Origin of the sequence: Streptomyces sp. NPDC047108 (assembly GCF_040643575.1) — a bacterium.
Taxonomy (GTDB): Bacteria; Actinomycetota; Actinomycetes; order Streptomycetales; family Streptomycetaceae; genus Streptomyces.
The window spans coordinates 34,282-52,856 of record NZ_JBEYUP010000030.1 but is presented as its reverse complement, the minus strand read 5'-3'; the positions used below and the strand labels follow the sequence as shown (position 1 = coordinate 52,856).

Below are 18,575 nucleotides of genomic sequence, written 5' to 3'. Positions count from 1 at the left end.
GTCTTCGGCCCTGGTCAGGGGCCATCAGCGCCTGCGGTGGGCGACCATCTCGAGGCCGCCGCGGGGCTGCAGCGTGAAGTCGCTCGTGACACGGTTGGGCGGTTCGCCGACCGGCTCGAACTCCCAGTGCCGGCTGAGGGTCGCCAGTGCCATGACGCCTTCCATCTGTGCGAAGACATTGCCGATGCACTGCCGTGGTCCGGCACCGAAGGGCAGGTACGCCAACTTGGGGCGGCCGGGAGCCTTGGCCTGGCCGCTGAAGGAGTCGAAGGGATCCTCGAACGACAGGAACCGGGAGGGGATGAACCGTTCCGGCTCGGGCCACCAGGTGGTGTCACGGTGCAGGACGTACGGGCTGACCATGATCACGCTGTTGCGGGGGATGTGGTAGCCGTTCGCCCGGTAGTCCTCCAGCGAGCGCCGGACGAGGACCCAGGCCGGCGGGTACAGGCGCAGCGCCTCGGAGTACACGGCGTCGGTGAACATCAGACGCGGCAGGTCCTCGACCGTGGGCAGCCGGTCCCCGAGAACCCAGTCGATCTCCTTGTGCATCCGCTCGCGGATCTCGGGGTGGGTGCCGAGCAGGTAGTACGCCCAGGTCAGGGAGCCGGAGGAGGTTTCGTGCCCGGCCATCAGCAGAGTGATGGCCTCGTCCCGCAGCTCCAGGTCGGTGAGGTACTCGCCGGTGTCGGCGTCCGTGACCTGGAGCAGCAGCGAGAGCAGGTCCTGACCGTCGCCCTTACCCCTCCGGCGGTCCTCGATCATGCCGTACACGATCTCGTCGACGGCCTGCAGTCCCTGCTTGAACTGACGGTTCGCCGGCAGCGGAAGATGCAGAAGGATCTTCCCGAAGGGGCTCAACTCCCAGCGCAGCGGGCCGCCTTCGCGAGGAAAGGCGGTCCGGATACGGGCGGCGGCCTCGCTCTCCAGGGAGACGTCGAACAGCGTGCGGGTGACCATGCCGAGGGCGAGCTCGTACATCTCCTCGTGGAAGTTGAACCGCTCGCCCTCGGTGAAGTTCGCCGACGCCTCGGCGGCGATGGAGGCGAACGCGGAGCCGTAGCCGGCGATGCGCTGGCGGTGGAAGACGGGCTGGATGAGCCTGCGCTGTCTGCGGTGGTAGGTGCCGACACTGGTCACCAGGCCCTTGCCCAGAACTCGTTCGAGGCTGGAGCCCCAGTCGTCGGGGCCCGGACCGGTCTTCTGGGCGTCCTTGTCGAAGCGGCGGCTGGACGCGATGATGACGTCCTGCACGACGTCGAAGTCGCTGACGAGGAAAGCGTCGGTCTTTCCCATCGGGACGCGCACCACCGGACCGTACTGATCCCGCAGGCCGGACAGATAGCGCGGGACGTTCTTGATGACCTCGCGCATCTCCTTCAGCCCCATGACCTCCGGTGACGGTATGGAATCGGTATGCGCGGACCACTCGCTCGTGTCAACGTCGGTCACAGATTTCTCCAAGGTCAGCGGAGGGTGACAAGCTCGATACGCCGAGACAGCTGTGCAGAGAAATTTCGGTTCCTGCCACCGCGGCGGGAATCGAACCTGTGCAGGGAGGCCCTGGCGGCCGACGCTAGCACCGGGGGTTCGCGGGTCAATGAATCCTCGGGGAGGTCTAGGGAATTCCAAAGGATTGCCCCGATGAGGTGCATCGCCGCGCTCCCGGGGCCGGGGGCGCACGTACGCTGTGCGCGTGGCGGCCGGCCCGGACGCCGACCGGCCCGGGTGCCGAGCGGATGACGTGAGGGCGACCGGGCAACCGTTCCGTACGGCCCCATTCGGACGGAGAACGCATGACCAGCAGCGGCAGCGCCCTACCGGATCAGCCCTCCGACGGGCGTGCCCGTGGCCGGGCGGGCCGCGGACGGGCCGCCCGTGAAGCACCGCCCTCCGATTCCGGGCCGCCCCTGCTGCTGACCGTGGTCGTGGACCTCGGTATCCCGATCGGCCTGTACTACGGGCTGACGGCGGCCGGGGTGAGCGATGTCGTCGCGCTGACGGCGGGTGCGGTGGTCCCCGCGGTCGCCACGCTCGTACGGTTCGCCAGGACACGGCGGCTGGACGTCCTGGGCGTGTTCGTGACGGCCATGCTGGTGCTCAGCATCGTCGTGTCGGTGACCGGCGGCAGTCCGCGGACGCTGCTCGTCCGGGACGGCTGGCTGACCGGTGTGGCCGGGCTGGGGTTCCTGGTGTCGCTGCGCGGCAGGCGGCCCCTGGCCTTCGGGTTCTCGCGGCGGCTGCTGGAACGGAGGACCACGGACAGCCGGACCTGGGACGAGTTGTGGGAACAGGTCCCGCGCTTCCGGCGGATCTGGCGGGTCACCACGGTGATCTGGGGCATCGGACTGCTGGTGGACTCGGGAATCCGCACGCTGATGGCGTACGCGCTTCCGGTGCACGTGGTGCCCGCACTGAACGGCGCCCAGTACGGCGTCTTCACGCTGCTGATGCTGGTGATCGTCAACATCTACCACGCCCGTGCGGGTCTCTGGCCGATCCTGATGCCGGACGTGAACGACCGGGTCCCCGGCCGTTACGACGGCCGGTACGACGCGGGCCCCGGGTACCGCTCCGGCCGCGATCACGGCTGACCGCCCGGCGCGAGCAGGGCGCCGCGGCCTACGTGCTCACGCCCCTGGCGCGCTGCCCGCTGTCGCCTCCGGCGTCTCGGCCGGCCGGCCCGTCCACGGCGCCCCGCTCTCCACCAGCGGGCGGAGTTGCTGGACGGCACGGGGCAGGTTGACGGCGACTGCGCCGCGGACACGGCCACCGGCGCAGTGGACCGCGGCGAACTTCCGCTCGGCTGGGCTGCCTTCGACGATGTGGCACTCCTGGGCACCGCCCAGGTCCCCGAACACCTGGACCTTCAGGTCGTGCTGGTCGGTCCAGAAGTACGGCAGGGGCGCGAAGGGTACGGCTCGGGTGCCGGCGAGGATGTTGCGGGCGACCGTGACGGCCTGTTCCGCGGCGTGCGTGCGGTGTTCCGAACGCCGTAGCCGTCCCGTGCGCGCATCGGGCCTGCGGGCCACGTCTCCCGCGGCCCACACGCCCGGCTCGGCCGCGCCCAGCACGTCGCAGACGACACCGTCGTCGACGCGGACGCCGCTGCCGCGCAGCCATGCGGTGTTGGTGAGCGAACCGGCGGCGACGAGCACCGCGTCCGCGGGCAGTCGTGTTCCGTCGGCAAGCCGTACGCCGGTCACCGCGCTGCCCGCGCCCTCCACGCCTGCCACCTGTCCCTGCTGTACGCGCAGACCGAGTTCACGGTGCACGGCCGAGACCAGTCCGGCCGCCTGCGGGCCCAGGAGGCCGAGGAGCGGTACGGGTCCGGTGCCGACCAGCGTGACGTCGACGCCCAGTCCGCGGGCCGCGACGGCCGCCTCGGTTCCGAGGAGACCGGCCCCGGCCACCACCAGGCGTGGTCCCGCGGCCAGGGCTTCGCGGAGGGCGAGCGCATCGTCGAGGGTGCGCAGCACGTGCACACCGGTCAGACCTTCGGCGCCGGGCAGCCGCCGGGGGCGTACCCCGGTGGCGACGACGACGGCGTCGGCGTGCAGCCGGGTGCCGTCGGCCAGTTCGACCGCGCGGCCCATGCGGTCCAGCCGGGCGGCTGCCGTCCCCAGCCGCAGGTCGATGGCGAGGCGTTCATAGGTGTCGGGCCGGCGCAGCCGGATGCGGTCCGGCTCCCACCGGCCGGAGAGGATCTGCTTGGACAGGGGCGGCCGGTCGTACGGCTGGTGGCGTTCGGCTCCGACGAGCGTGAGGCGGCCGTCGTAGCCCTGGCGCCGCAAGGTCTCGGCCGTGGTGACGCCGGCGGCGCCCGCGCCGACGACGACGATCTCGTCCAGGCCGGTCAACGGGGCTCTCCTGCGGTCTGCTTGAGCGGCTCCCACCAGGCCCGGTTGGCCCGGTACCAGGCGACGGTCTCGGCCAGGCCGGTGGCGAAGTCCTTGCGCGGCCGGTAGCCGAGCTCGTCGCGGATCTTGGTCCAGTCGACGCAGTAGCGGCGGTCGTGGCCCTTGCGGTCCTGGACGTACTCGATGCGGTCAGGGCCGGCGCCGCATGCTTCGAGCAGGAGATCGGTGAGCTCGCGGTTGGTGAGCTCCGTGCCGCCGCCGATGTTGTAGACCTCCCCGGCCCGGCCGCGGGTGCGGACCAACTCGACGCCCTGCACGTGGTCGTCGATGTGCAGCCAGTCGCGGACGTTGCCGCCGTCCCCGTACAGCGGGACCTTCCGGCCGTCGAGGAGGTTGCTCACGAACAGTGGGATGACCTTCTCCGGGTACTGGTGGTGACCGTAGTTGTTGGAGCACCGGGTGACCCGCACGTCCAGACCGTGGGTGCGGTGGTAGGCGAGGGCGAGCAGGTCGGAGGACGCCTTGGAGGCGGAGTAGGGGGAGTTGGGCTGTGGGGGGCAGTCCTCGGTCCAGGCTCCGGAGTCGATGGAGCCGTACACCTCGTCGGTGGAGACCTGCACGAAGGTGCGGATGCCGTGGCGCAGCGCCCCGTCGAGCAGGGTCTGGCTGCCCATGACGTTGGTGCGGACGAACTCGGAGGAGCTGAGGATCGAACGGTCCACGTGCGACTCGGCGGCGAAGTGCACGACGTCGTCGTGGTCGGCCATGAGTGCGTCGACGAGCTCCTGGTCGCAGATGTCGCCCTTGACGAAGGTGAACGCGGGGTGGTCGCGGACCGCGTCCAGATTGGCCGGGTTGCCGGCGTACGTGAGGCTGTCCAGGACGGTGACGGTGACCCCGGCCGGGCCGTCGGGGCCGAGCAGGGTCCTGACGTGGTGGGAGCCGATGAAGCCGGCGCCACCGGTCACCAGGACGCGGGCGGGGGGCGGGGCGGGGTGTCGGCCGTTCATGACGAGATCTGCACCCGGCCGTGGTCGCCGATCACCAGCCGGTGGGTGGCGGGCACCCGGTGGGCGAGGGAGACGTGCACGTTGCGGCCGACGAGCGAGCCCTCCACGCGGCGGATGCTGTCGAAGCCGGACTCCCGCAGAATGATGGAGAATTCGATCTCGCTGTTGCGGATGACGCAGTCCTCGGCGATGGCGGTGGACGGCCCGATGTAGGAGTTCTCGACCACGGTGCCGGGACCGATGATCGCCGGCCCGACGATGCGGGAGCCGCGGATGACGGCTCCGGCGTCGATCTGCACCCGGCCGACGATCTCGCTGTTCTCGTCGACGTCCCCTTCGACGCGGTACTCCAGCAGGTCCAGCAGTCTTCGGTTGACGTCGAGGATGTCCGCGGCGTTCCCGGTGTCCTTCCAGTAACCGGTGATCACCGTGGTGCGCACGTCCCGGTCCCGCTCCAGCAGCCACTGGATGGCGTCGGTGATCTCCAGCTCACCGCGCGCGGAGGGGCCGATGGCGCGCACCGCCTCGTGGATCGACGGGCCGAAGAGATAGACGCCGACCAGGGCCAGGTCGCTCCTGGGATGCTCGGGTTTCTCCTCCAGCCGCAACAGCCGTCCCGCGTCGTCGAGTTCGGCGACACCGAAGGCGGACGGGTTCGGCACCCGGGTCAGCAGGAGCTGGGCGTCCGGGCCCTCCTTGCGGAACTCCTCGACGGTGTCGGTGATGCCGCCGAAGACGAAGTTGTCCCCGAGGAACATCACGAAGTCGTCGTCGCCGAGGAAGTCCCGGGCGATGAGCACGGCGTGGGACAGGCCGCGGGGGGCCTCCTGCCGGAGATAGGTGACGGTGAGACCGAAGTCGGAGCCGTCGCCGACGGCCTGCCGGATCTCGTTCTCGGTGTCGCCGACCACGATCGCCACGTCCGTGATCCCGGCGTCGGCGATCGCCTCCAGCCCGTAGAAGAGGATGGGCTTGTTGGCGACCGGCACCAACTGCTTCGCGGAGGTGTGGGTGATCGGCCGCAGCCGGGTCCCCGCGCCTCCGGAGAGGACAAGAGCCTTCACGGTTCCACCCGCCTAACTGATGTCGTCGGTAAGGGCCGGCCGTCAGGACTGCAGCTCGATGGCGCCGGAGGGGCAGATCATCTCCGCCTCCTCGACGCCGGCCTGAAGGTCCTGGGGCGGCTCGGCCTGGAGCAGTTGTACGAGCCCGTCGTCCAGGCTCTGGTCGAAGACGCCGGCGGCGGCCAGCACGCACTGGCCGGCTCCGACACAGCGGTCGCGGTCCACGGTGATCTTCATGGTGATCTCCTGTTCCTGTGATGGGCTGGTTCGCAGGGTCGGGGGTTCGCGTCCGCCGGCGGATCGTTTCCCGCAGCGGGACGCGGTGGGGGGCGGCGGGTGGTCATCTGACCTCCGCCAGTCGTTCCAGGGCCGGCACCACGTCGTGGGCGCTCGGCATCGCTTCGCAGGCGGCCCGCAGACGCCGGGCCTCCTCGCCGTACTCGGGCTGACCGGTGAGCTGCCGGATGTGGTCGCGCACGGTGTCCGCGGTGGCCTCCCGGTGGTGCAGATGGATGCCGGCGCCCGCCTGCTGGAGCGCCCGGCCGCGCAGTTCATGGTCGGAGACCAGGGTGGAGAGGACCAGTTGGGGCACGCCGTCGGCCATGGCGGTGGCGAAGCTGCCGTAGCCGCCGTGGTGGATGACGGCCGAGCAGCTCGGCAGCAGCGTGTGCAGCGCCACCGAGTCGACGGCCCTGGCGTTGTCGGGGACGGCGGTCAGCTTCTCCCGCTGGGCGGGCAGCAGCGCGGCCACCACCTCCAGGTCCTCGTCGGCGAGGGCGTCCAGGATCTCCTGCACCGAGACGTAGTCGCCGCCGTAGTCCTCGGTGTTGGAGGCCCCCAGGCTGAGACAGACACGCGGCCGCTTGGGTGCCTCGCGCAGCCAGTCCCACACCACCGCGCGACCGTTGTACGGGACGTGGCGCATCGGCAGTTCGGGCGATGCCGTCGGGACCGACAGCGCCGCGGGCAGGGTGCTGATGGTGGCCTGGCCGTGCAGCATCTCCTCGTCGCAGGAGAAGCCGAACGGTTCCGACCGGGCGGCCAGCCACGCGGCGAGCGGATCGACCCGCTCGCTCTCGGGCTGCTCGCGCATCAGCTCCAGGTACGTCCGACGGGTGCGGCCCCACACGTCGGCGCACCACATCAGGCGGGCGTGCGCCGCGCCGCTGATGCGGGCGGCGACCGCCCCCGCGTACGCCAGGGGGTCCCGGACGACCAGGTCGGGCCGCCAGCTCTGCGCGAGGGCCGCCAGGTCCTCGATCATGGAGTCGTTGTAGACGGCGAACGCATAGGGGACGCTCAGCTCGTAGCGCTCCTTCAGCTCCGCCCAGTCCACGTCGGGGCGCTCGCAGCGGCTCCAGTTCGCGGTCCGGTAGTCCTGCGACTCCCGGTAGGCGGCCATGTCGCGGTGGATGCCGTGGTCGCTGCCGACGGGGACGGCGGTGAGCCCGGCGCGGGTGATGGTCTCGGTCGCCATGGGCTGGCTCGCCACCCGGACGTCGTGGCCGGCGGCGGTGAGTGCCCACGCCAGGGGAGCCATGAGGTACACATGGGATTTCTCGGACAGGGTGACGAACAGGACCCGCATCATGCTCCCTCGTTTCGGTCGGCCGGCGGACGATCGGCGGCATGGGGCGGCAGATCTGTGCCGATCCAGGTGGCGAGGGCGCTCGCGGTGGTGGCTGCGTGCGACTCCATCATCGTGAAGTGATTGCCGGGGACGTCGACCACGCTGCCGGCGCCGTCCCAGGAGCTCTGCCAGTCCCCCGGTTCCAGCGGCCCCTCCTGGGCGGCGGTGACCGGTGGTTCGCTGGGGCGCATCAGCACCACGGGCGTGGCCAGTTCACCCGGATCCCACTCGCCGATCATGCTGATGTACCAGCTCATCGCGGACAGCCGGTCGGCGTCCATGTGCGCGAACATCGACTCCCGGTCGAACATCCCGCCCAGCATCTCGGCCGAGAAACGGGTGAACGGCGAGTCGGTGCGCGGCATGTAGGTGTCGAGCAGTGCCACACCCAGGGCGGGCCGGCCGGTCTCCTCCAGATGGCGGGCGGCGGCCAGCGCCAGGATGCCGCCCGAGGAGGAGCCGGTGAGGACGAACGGCCTGTCACCGGCACACCGCAGCACCCACTCGGCCTGCGTCCTGGCCACCACGTCGAGCGAGGCGGGCAGGGGTTCGCCGCGTCCGAAGCCGGGCGTGGGAAGGGCCCATACGTCCCGCCGGCCGCGGAACGCGGAGGCGAACCGCGCGTACTGGTGCACCCCGGCCAGCGCCACGTACGAGCTGAAGCAGATCAGCGCGGCGCCCTCGTCCCCTGCGGCCAGCCGCAGCCCGGAGGCCGGGCCGGTCAGGTCGGCCGGCGACTCGACGACAGGCCGCAGCTCGGCGACCGCCTGGAGCAGGGCGAACCCCTCGTCGATACGGCCCTGTTCGCAGGCCGCGCGGAACAGCGCGCCCACGGTGTCCTCGGACCGGCCGGCGCCCTGTGCCGCCCCGTCGCCGGGCCTGGCCCCCTCCGGGGCGCCGTGTGCGGTGGACGTCGCCGCCGCGAACCGCTCCGCGAGATCGGCGGCGAGTGCCTTTGGCGTGTCGAGGTCGAAGACGAGCGTCGGGGGCAGCCGGAAACCGGTCATGGCCCCGAGCCGGTTGCGCAGTTCCACCGCGGTCAGCGAGTCGAAACCCAGCTCCGCGAAGTGCCGGTCGGGCAGCACCTCGTCGGTCGAGTCGTGGCCGAGTACGGTTGCGACCTGTTCCCGGACGGCATCGAGCAGCACCGCGAGGCGTTCCGCCTCCTCGCGCCCGGCCAGCCGTGCGGCCAGCGACCTCCCGCCGTCGTCCGGTGCACCCGCGGCGACCGCACGGCGTGTACGCGATGCGGGCCGCGCGTCCCGGGCCACGGCGACCACGGCCGCGTCGGGTGCGGCGAGGGCCGTGTCGAACAGCGCGAGGCCCGTGTCGGCCGTCAGCGGCAGCATGCCGCCGCGGGCCATCCGTTCCCGGTCGGTGGCGTCGAGTCCGGCGGTCATGCCGCTCTCGGCCGCCCAGAGCCCCCAGGCGATCGACGTGACCGGCAGTCCTCGCGCCCGGCGGCGCCCGGCCAGTCCGTCGAGGAAGGCGTTGGCCGCGGCGTACGCGCCCTGGCCGGCCGCACCGAACGTGCCCGCCGCCGAGGAGAACAGCACGAAGAACGACAGGTCCTGACCTTCCGTCAACCGGTGCAGATGCCAGGCCGCATCCGCCTTCGGGCGCAGCACGCGGTCGACCTGGGCCTCGGTCAGCGAGGTCAGCGTCGCGTCGTCGACGACTCCGGCGACATGCACGACGCCCGTCAGCGGGTACTGCTCGGGGACGCGGGCAAGGAGGTCCTCGAGGCCGGCGGGATCGCCGACATCGCACGCGACGAGGGTCGTCTCGGCACCATGTGCGGCCAGTTCGGCGATCAGGGCGTCGGCCCCCGGTGCGTCCGCGCCGCGCCGGGAGGCCAGCAGCAGCCGGCGCGCACCGTGTTGGGTGACCAGATGCCGTGCCACCAGGGAGCCGAGAGCACCGGTGGCGCCGGTGACGAGGACGGTCCGGTCGGGATCGACGGGTGAAGCGGGCCCGGAGCCGGACGCCGGCTCCGCGGCCCGTGCGGTGAGGTCCGGCAGCAGCAGCACTCCGTCGCGCACGGCGGACTGCGGCCGTGCGGCGGCGACCGCGGCCGGGACGGCGCGCCGCGCGTCCTCGCCCCCGGCACCGTCCGCCGCGTCGAGGTCGAGGAGGTGCAACCGGTCGGGGTGTTCGAGCTGGACGGACCGGATGAGTCCCCACAGGGCGGCGCCCGCGAGGTCGCTCACGTCCTCCCCTTCACCGGCGGCGACAGCCCCGCGGGTGACGAGGACCAGACGCGAACCGGAGAACCGGTCGTCGACGATCCAGTTCCGTACCAGATCGACGGCTGCGGCCAGCACCTCTCTGGCGGCCACGGGCGCGGGCGCATCGGGAGCCGTGCAGGCGGTGAGGACGACCTCGGGCGCGGCGGTCCCGGTGTCGACGGCCGCAGCGAGCGAGGCGAGGTCGGCGTAGCACTCCAGGTGCACTCCGGAGGCGTCCAGCGCCTCGGCGAGACCGGCGTCGCCCTGTCCGAGGAGTGCCCAGCGCACGGTCTCGGGTGCCGGGGCGGTGGGCTGGGGCTCTGCGGACCGCCAGCGCTGGACGAGGAGGGGCGGCGGGGAGTCCGGCGTGCCGGGCTCGGGGGCTTCGGGGATCTGGCCGGCGGTGACCCGGCGCAGCGCCAGGCTGTCCGCATGCGCCACGGGCCGCCCGTCCGGGGAGGCGACGGACACGGTGTACTCGTCCGGTCGTCCCGTCGGAGCCAGGTGGACGCGCAGCGCGCTCGCTCCCGTGGCGTGCAGAGAGACGCCGCTCCACGCGAACGGCAGGGTCGCCTCGGCTCCCCCGTCGCCTTCGGCCTCCAACGCTTCGACGAGCAGGGTCTGTACGGCGGCGTCCAGCAGGGCGGGGTGCAGTCCGTAGCGGGCGGCCTCGGCGCGATGGCTCTCCGGCAGCGCCACTTCGGCGTACACGTCCTCGTCCCGCCGCCACACGCGGCCCAGTCCCCGGAACGCCGGCCCGTAGGTGAACCCTCCGGCGGCGAACCGCTCGTACCAGCCGTCCTCCCCCGCCATATCGGGCTCGACCGGTTCGGCATCCGGCGGCGGCCAGACCCCGCTCTCCGGCGGCACCGCTCCGGTTTCCTCGGCGAGGAGTCCCTGCGCGTGGCGGGTCCAGGGACGGTCGGCGGCGTCGTCCACGCTCCGCGAGTGCACGCCGAACGGCCGCCGCCCGTCCTTGTCCTGGCCGCCGAGGGTGAGTTGGAGCTGCACGGCGTCGCGTTCGGGGAGCACCAGGGGGGTTTCCAGGGTCAGTTCGGCGACCTGGCCGAGGCCGACCAGATCACCGGCGTGCAGGGCCAGTTCCAGATAGGCGGTCGCAGGGAGGATGGTGCGGCCCAGCACCTGGTGATCGGCGAGCCAGGAATGGCCCCGGGCGGACAGGCGTCCGCTGAGGAGCAGCCCTCCGGTGTCGGCGACGCTCACCGCGGCTGACAGCAGCGGATGCTCGGCCCGTTCCAGCCCGGCGGCGGTCACATCGCCCGGCTGTGCGGAGGCCTCCAGCCAGTAGCGTCGCCGCTGGAAGGCGTAGGTCGGCAGCAACACCGGCGCGGTGTCCGGCAGATGGGGTGTCCAGTCGACGCTCAGGCCGTCGGCGTGCAGCAGGCCCACGGCTCCGAGCAGCGAGGACGGCTCGGCCCTGTCCTTGCGGAGTACGGGGGCGAGGACGGCCGGTCCGTGGTCGTCGAGGACCGTCCGGGCGAGGGCGGTGAGGGTGCCGTCCGGCCCGAGTTCGAGGTAGCGGCCGGTTCCCTGCTCGGCGAGGGTCCCGAGGGCATCGGCGTACCGCACGGTCCTGCGGACGTGCTGCACCCAGTAGTCGGGGGACGTCAGCGCGTCGGCGGGTGCGGTCTCCCCGGTCACGGTGGAGACGAACGGAAGCGTCGGGGGCTCGTACGTCAGACTCTCCGCGACCTTGCGGAAGTCGGCGATCATCGGCTCCATGAGCGGCGAGTGGAACGCATGGCTGACACGGAGGGTCGTGGTCCTGCGGTCCTGGGAACGGAACTGCGCCGCGATCTTCTCGACGGCCCCGGCGTCACCGGCGACGACCACGGCGCGCGGGCCGTTGACGGCGGCGAGCCCGACCCGGTCGCCGAGGAGGGGCCGCACCTCCCCCTCGGACGCCTGGAGTGCCACCATCGCGCCGCCCTCGGGCAGCGCCTGCATCAACCGGCCGCGAGCGGCGACCAGTCGGCAGGCGTCCTCCAAGGACCACACTCCGGCCACGTGGGCGGCGGCGATCTCACCGATCGAATGACCGGCCAGAACGTCCGGCCGCACACCCCACGACTCCAGGAGCCGGAACAACGCCACTTCGAGGGCGAAGAGGGCGGGCTGCGCGAACTCCGTCCGGTTCAGCGGCTCCTCGTCATCGCCGAAGACGATCTCTCGCAGGGAGTACGGCAGTTCGGTGTCCACGGCGTCGAACGCCGCGGCGAAGACGGGGTACGTCTCGTACAACTCCCGGCCCATGTGCAGGCGTTGTGCGCCCTGTCCGGCGAAGAGGAAGGCCGTGCGCGCATCGCGACGGGCCGTGCCGGTCGCTGCGTTGACCGCCTCCGCGCCGGAAGCGACCGCCTCCAGCCCCCGCAGCAACGCGTCGCGGTCGGCGCCCCAGACCACGGCCCGGTGCTCGAACAACGACCGCGACCGCACCAAGGCCCCGCCGACACCGGCGACACCGAGCGCGTCGTCAGCTGCCACGTACTCCGCCAGGCGACCCGCCTGTGCCCGCAGCGCGCCCGCCGTACGCCCCGACACCACCCACGGCACCATGCCGTCGACGGCCGGCACCACCACCGCCCGGGACTCCTCCACCGCGGCCGGCGCCTCCTCCAGCACCACATGCGCGTTGGTCCCGCTGATACCGAACGACGAGACTCCGGCCCGGCGCGTATGCCCTTCGGCCTCCGGCCATGCGGCGCTCTCGCTCAACAGCGCCACGGAGCCGGCCGACCAGTCGACGTGGGAGGAGGGCTGGTCCACGTGCAGGGTGCGGGGCAGTTCTCCCTGGCGCAGGGCGAGCACCATCTTGATGACTCCGGCGATGCCCGCGGCGGCCTGCGTGTGGCCGATGTTCGACTTCACCGACCCCAGCCACAGCGGCCGTTCACGGTCCTGACCATAGGTCGCCAGCAGCGCCTGCGCCTCGATCGGATCACCCAGCGACGTACCCGTCCCGTGCGCCTCCACCGCGTCCACATCGCCCGGCTTCAACCCGGCCGAAGACAACGCCGCACGGATCACCCGCTGCTGCGAAGGACCGTTCGGCGCCGTCAGACCATTGCTCGCACCGTCCTGATTGACCGCACTACCGCGTACGACCGCCAGAACCGGACGCCCGGACGCCTCCGCGTCCGACAGCCGCTCCACCAGTACCAGACCCGCACCCTCGGAGAACCCGGCACCATCCGCCCCGTCCGAGAACGCCTTGCACCGACCGTCCGACGCCAACCCCCGCTGACGACTGAAGTCCAGGAACAACCCCGGCGTCGACATCACCGTCACACCACCGGCCAACGCCCGATCACACTCACCCGCACGCAACGCCTGCACCGCCAGATGCAACGCCACCAGAGCCGACGAACAGGCGGTGTCCACCGTCACCGCGGGCCCCTCCAGACCCAGGGTGTACGACACGCGGCCCGACATCACGCTCGCGGAGTTGCCGGTGCCGAGGTGGCCCGCGACCTCGTCGGCCGTGGCCGGGTCGAGGGGACGGGAGGCGTAGTCCTGGTAGTTGGTGCCGGCGAAAACGCCCGTACGTGAGCCGCGCAGCGACAGCGGGTCGATCCCGGCCCGCTCGAACGCCTCCCACGCCAGCTCCAGCAGCAACCGCTGCTGCGGGTCCATCGCCAAAGCCTCACGCGGGGAGACACCGAAGAAGCCGGGGTCGAACTCGGCCGCGTGGTCGAGGAACCCGCCGCCGCGGCTGCTGGCCCGTCCGGGCACGCCCGGCTCGGGGTCGTAGAGGGCGTCGATGTCCCAGCCGCGGTCGTCGGGCCAGTCGGTGATGGCGTCCTTGCCGTCCGCGAGGAGCTGCCAGAACTCTTCGGGTGTGCTCACCCCGCCGGGGAAGCGGCAGCTCATCGCGGTGATGACGATCGGGTCGCCGTCGGTGGCGCGGGGCGCGGGAAGCAGGGCGGCCGGGGCGGCGGCGCCGGCCGGAGCGAGGGTGCCGCGGAGGTGTTCGGCGAGGTCGGCCGGGGTGGGGTAGTCGAAGACGAGCGTGGCGGGCAGGGGGCGCCCCAGGACCCCGCTGAGTGCGTTGCGGAGTTCCACGGCGATGAGGGAGTCGAAGCCGAGTTCGCGGAAGGAGCGGGTGGGTTCGACGTCCTGCGGTCCGTTGTGGTTGAGGACGACGGCGACATGGGCGCGGACGAGTTCCTCGAGGGCTGCTCGCTGTTCGGGTTCGTCGAGCGCCGCCAACTGCCCGGTGAGGTCACCGCTGTCGGGGGTCTCGGCGTCGGCATGACGGGAGTCGCCATGAGGCGTACGGGCGGCGGCCAGTGCACGCCGCGCCTCGGGCAGGTCGTCGAGGAAGGGGCGGGGGCGCGCCGTGGTGTAGGCGTGGGCGAACAGGTCCCAGTCGATGTCGGTGACGGCGAGGGTGGTGTCGTCGTGGTCGAGGGCCTGCTGCAGGGCACCGAGAGCGAGTTCGGGGTCCATGGGGCGCACGCCGTGCCGCCGGAGGCGTTCGCCGACCGAGCCCTCGGCCATGCCGCCGTCCGCCCAGGGGCCCCAGGCGACGGAGGTGGCGCGCAGGCCCAGGGAGCGCCGCTGCTGGGCGAGGACGTCCAGGAAGGCGTTGCCGGGCGCGTAGTTGGCGTGGCCGGGGGCGCCGATCGTCCCGGCGGTGGAGGAGAAGAGCACGAACGCGGACAGGTCGAGGCCGCGCGTGAGGGCGTCGAGGTTGCGGGCGCCACCGGCCTTGACGCGCAGGACCTCGGCGAGTTGGTCGGGGGTGAGGGTCGTGATGGTCCCGTCGTGCAGGACGGCGGCGGTGTGGAAGACAGCGGTGAGCGGTCGTTCGGCGGGGACGGCGGCCAGCAGCGCGGCGAGTTCGTCGCGGTCGGCGATGTCGCAGGCGGCGATCTCCACGTGTCCGGCGCCGAGTTCGGTGAGTTCGTCGCGGAGTTCGGCCGCGCCGGATGCGTCGGGGCCGGTGCGGCTGACCAGGAGGAGGCCGGGGACGCCCAGGCTCGCGAGCCTGCGGGCGACCTTTCTGCCGAGGGCGCCGGTGCCGCCGGTGACGAGGACGGTGCCGGTGGGGGTCCAGTCGCGGCGTGCGCCCAGGCCGCCCGTTGCCGCACGGGTGAGCCGGCGGGCGAGGAGGCCGGTGTCCCGGAGGGCGAGCTGGTCCTCCTGGCCGACGCCGGCCAGAGCGGCGGCGAGGCGCTCGGCAGCCGTCCGGTCGAGGGTCGCGGGCAGGTCGAGCAAACCGCCCCAGCGCTGGGGTTGTTCGAGGGCGACGACCCGGCCGAAGCCCCAGACGAGGGCCTGATGCGGAGCGTCGACGGTCTCGGCCGCCCCTGTGGCGACGGCGCCACGGGTGGCGAACCATACGGGTGCCTCCTGGCCGAGGTCGTCGAGCGCCTGGACGAGCGCGACGGTCGCGGCGAAGCCGCGGGGGAGGCCGGGCAGGTCGTCGTGGTCCTCCTCGTCGAGGGCGAGCAGGGACAGGACCCCCTGGGGCCGGTCCTGTCCGGTGGCGTCGAGGAGTTCGGCGATGCGGTCGCGGTCGTCGTGCGGGGCGATCTCGACGGTGACCGGGTCGGCGCCTGCGCGGGCGAGGGCGTCCACGACGGCGGTGGCCAGGACGTGGCGGGGGTGAGCCGGGTCCTGGTGTGCGGAGGGCAGCGCGACGAGCCAACTGCCGCGCAGCACGGGGGCCGTGGTGGCGGGCAGGGCCTTCCAGCCGACGCGGTAGCGCCATGCGTCGGCCGTCGCGTTCTCACGGCTGCGCCTGCGGTAGTCGCCCAGGGCAGGCAGGACCGTGGCGAGAGTGTCCTGGTCGAGGTGGAGGGCGGTGGCCAGCGGACCGGCGTCGCCGTTCTCGACGGACTCCCAGAAGCGGGCGTCGAGGTCCGTGCCATCGGCCGCCGCGAGCCCGGTGAGAGGGGAAGGCGAGGGCCAGTAGGTACGGCGCTGGAAGGCGTACGTGGGCAGATCGACGCGGGTGCCTGCTCCGACGAGGGCCGGCCAGTCGACGGTCGAGCCGCCGCGCACGCTCAGTTCGGCAAGGGACGTGAGGAAGCGGCGCGGCCCGCCTTCGCCGCGGCGCAGCGTTCCCGTGACGACCGTGCCCGTGCGGCGGTCCTCGTCGAGGGTGTCGCGGACGGCGGCGGTCAGCACGGGGTGCGGGCTGGACTCGACGAAGGCGCGGAAGTCCTGTGCGGCCAGGGCGCGTACGGCGTCGGCGAAGCGGACGGTGCGGCGCAGATTGTCGAACCAGTAGGAGGCGTCGAGGCGTTCGGTGTCCAGCCAGTCGCAGGTGACGGTGGAGAAGAACGGCACCTCCGCGGTGCGCGGCTCCACGGGGGCGAGGTCGGTGAGGAGGCGTTCCCGTATCTGCTCGACCTGGGAGGAGTGGGAGGCGTAGTCGACGGGGATCTGCCGGGCCTGTGCGCCGGCGGCCGTGAGGTCGGCGACCACCTCGCGTACGGCGTCTGCGTCGCCGGAGACGACCACGGAGGCCGGTCCGTTGACGGCGGCGACGAAGACCCGCCCCTCCCAGCGGGCCAGCCGCTCTTCGACCTCCGCCGCGGGCAGCAGCACGGACGCCATGCCGCCGCTGCCGGCGAGCGCGGTGATGGCCCTGCTGCGCAGCACCACCACGCGGGCCGCGTCGTCCAGGGTGAGGCCCCCGGCCACGCAGGCGGCGGCGATCTCGCCCTGGCTGTGGCCGACGACGGCGTCGGGGCGCACACCGCGGGACTCCCAGAGGCGGGCCAGCGAGACCATCGTCACGAACAGCAGGGGCTGGACGACGTCCACACGGTCGAGCGTGGGGGCGCCGTCCTCACCGCGCAGGACCGCTTCGACGGACCAGTCGACGTACCCCTCGACGGCCGCCGCACAGGTGGTGAAGTGTTCGCGGAACTCCGGGTCGGAGTCGAGGAGTTCGGTGGCCATCCCGGACCACTGGGGGCCCTGGCCGGGGAAGACGAAGACGGTCCGGCCGTCCACGTCGGCCACGCCCTGCACGAGCCCGGCCGCCGGTGCGCCCGCCGCCAGCGACTCCAGTCCGCGCAGGAGTTCCGTACTGTCGTCGGCCGGTGCGAGCAGCACGGCGCGGTGCTCGAAGGCCGAGCGGGTGGCGGCCAGCGACCAGGCGACGTCGTGCGGAGCCGGCGCGTCGTCGGCGCGCAACCGGGCGTGCAGAGCGGCGGCCTGGGAGCGCAGCGCCGCGGCGCTGCGCCCGGAGACGACGTAGGGCAGCGCGACGCGGGCCGGGGGCGAGCCGGGCTGTCCCGCGGACCGGGCTGCGTCGGGGCCGGGCTGTTCGGCGGACTCGGGCCCTACGGAGGTGGGCTGTCCTGCGGACTCGGATGCGGCGGGCTCCGGCCCTTCGGGGGCTGGCTGTTCGAGGATGACGTGAGCGTTGGTTCCGCTGACGCCGAACGAGGAGACACCTGCCACGCGCGGCCGGTCGTCGGCCGTCCAGGGCCGGGCCTCGTCGAGCAGTTCCACACGGCCCGCGGTCCAGTCGACGTGGGTGGTGGGCCGGTCGACGTGGAGGGTGCGGGGCAGCAGGCCGTGCCGCATGGCGAGCACCATCTTCATGACGCCGGCGACGCCGGCGGCGGCCTGGGTGTGCCCGATGTTGGACTTGATCGAGCCGAGCCACAGCGGCCGTTCGCGGTCCTGGCCGTATGTGGCGAGCAGCGCCTGCGCCTCGATGGGATCGCCCAGGGTCGTCCCCGTGCCGTGCGCCTCCACGGCGTCGACGTCGGCGGTGGACAGTTGGGCGTCGGCGAGGGCCTGCCAGATGACGCGCTGCTGGGAGGGACCGTTCGGGGCGGTCAGGCCGTTGGAGGCACCGTCCTGGTTGACCGCGCTGCCACGGACCACAGCGAGCACCGGATGTCCAAGGCGCCGGGCGTCCGCCAGCCGCTCCACCAGCAGCATTCCGGCCCCTTCGGACCAGCCCGTGCCGTCCGCGGCCTCGGCGAACGCCTTGCAGCGGCCGTCGGGGGCGAGTCCCCGCTGCCGGCTGAACTCCAGGAACAGGCCGGGGGTGGACATCACGGTGACGCCGCCGGCGAGCGCCAGGTCGCATTCCCGTGCGCGCAGCGCCCGTACGGCCAGGTGCAGGGCGACCAAGGAGGAGGAACAGGCGGTGTCGATGGTGGCGGCCGGACCCTCCAGACCGAGGGTGTAGGAGATGCGGCCGGAGACGACGCTGGCGGCGTTTCCGGTGCCGACGTGCCCCTCCAGACTCTCCTGCGAGGCCAGCAGGAGCGCCGGATAGTCCTGGCCGTTGGTGCCGGCGAAGACACCGGTCCGGGAGCCGCGCAGCGCCATCGGGTCGATGCCCGCCCGCTCGAACGCCTCCCAGGAGATCTCCAGCAGCAGCCGCTGCTGCGGGTCCATCGCCAGCGCCTCGCGCGGCGAAATCCCGAAGAAGGAGGCGTCGAAGTCGCCGGCGCCGGGGAGGGCGCCGCCGGTGGTGCAGTACGTCCTGCCGGGGCGGCCGGGCTCGGGGTCGTAGTGGTCGGCGAGGTTCCAGCCCCGGTCGGTGGGCCACTCGGTCATGGCGTCGCCACCGGAGCCGAGGAGACGCCACAGCTCCTCGGGCGTGTCGGCGCCGCCGGGGAAACGGCAGCTCATCGCGACGATGGCGACCGGCTCCCGGGAAGCGGACTCCGCCTCGCGCAGCCGCTTGCGGGTCTCGTGGAGATCGCCGGTGACCTTCTTGAGGTAACTGAGGAGCTTCTCCTGCTCGTTCACGCGTACTCACCCGCCCTGAAGGTCGTGCC

General features: G+C 72.6%; 8 protein-coding genes. 1 reads left to right on the top strand and 7 read right to left on the bottom strand.

The genetic code is table 11. The annotated features are described in order from the left end of the window. Positions 1–24: 24 nt before the first annotated feature. On the bottom strand, positions 25–1,452 hold the full coding sequence (locus tag ABZ822_RS31360; RefSeq protein WP_360861639.1) for a cytochrome P450: 1,428 nt from the start codon (positions 1,450–1,452) through the stop codon (positions 25–27). Between the two features lie 344 nt (positions 1,453–1,796). Here ABZ822_RS31360 and ABZ822_RS31355 point away from each other — a divergent pair, with 344 nt between their 5' ends. Then, complete coding sequence (locus ABZ822_RS31355; RefSeq protein ID WP_360861637.1) at positions 1,797–2,594, top strand: VC0807 family protein; 798 nt, start codon at positions 1,797–1,799, stop codon at positions 2,592–2,594. Positions 2,595–2,630: 36 nt separating this feature from the next. Here the strand turns inward: ABZ822_RS31355 and ABZ822_RS31350 are convergent, their stop codons facing one another. From ABZ822_RS31350 to ABZ822_RS31325, 6 genes are all read right to left on the bottom strand, one after another. Beyond that, entirely contained in the window at positions 2,631–3,860 is a 1,230-nt protein-coding gene (locus ABZ822_RS31350) for an FAD-dependent oxidoreductase (protein WP_360861635.1), read from the bottom strand. After that, positions 3,857–4,870: a dTDP-glucose 4,6-dehydratase gene (rfbB, locus tag ABZ822_RS31345; RefSeq protein ID WP_360861633.1), complete on the bottom strand. Its 1,014-nt coding sequence runs from the start codon at positions 4,868–4,870 to the stop codon at positions 3,857–3,859. Before rfbB ends, ABZ822_RS31350 begins: the two co-directional genes overlap by 4 nt. Next, complete coding sequence (locus ABZ822_RS31340; RefSeq protein ID WP_360861631.1) at positions 4,867–5,934, bottom strand: glucose-1-phosphate thymidylyltransferase; 1,068 nt, start codon at positions 5,932–5,934, stop codon at positions 4,867–4,869. The genes rfbB and ABZ822_RS31340 overlap by 4 nt, the downstream gene beginning before the upstream one ends. Before the next feature lie 42 nt (positions 5,935–5,976). Continuing rightward, on the bottom strand, positions 5,977–6,171 hold the full coding sequence (locus ABZ822_RS31335) for a ferredoxin (RefSeq protein WP_360861629.1): 195 nt from the start codon (positions 6,169–6,171) through the stop codon (positions 5,977–5,979). A 103-nt stretch (positions 6,172–6,274) separates the two neighbouring features. After that, on the bottom strand, positions 6,275–7,525 hold the full coding sequence (locus ABZ822_RS31330; protein WP_360861627.1) for an activator-dependent family glycosyltransferase: 1,251 nt from the start codon (positions 7,523–7,525) through the stop codon (positions 6,275–6,277). Further along, positions 7,522–18,546: a type I polyketide synthase gene (locus tag ABZ822_RS31325; protein ID WP_360861625.1), complete on the bottom strand. Its 11,025-nt coding sequence runs from the start codon at positions 18,544–18,546 to the stop codon at positions 7,522–7,524. The genes ABZ822_RS31330 and ABZ822_RS31325 overlap by 4 nt, the downstream gene beginning before the upstream one ends. Positions 18,547–18,575 lie beyond the last annotated feature (29 nt).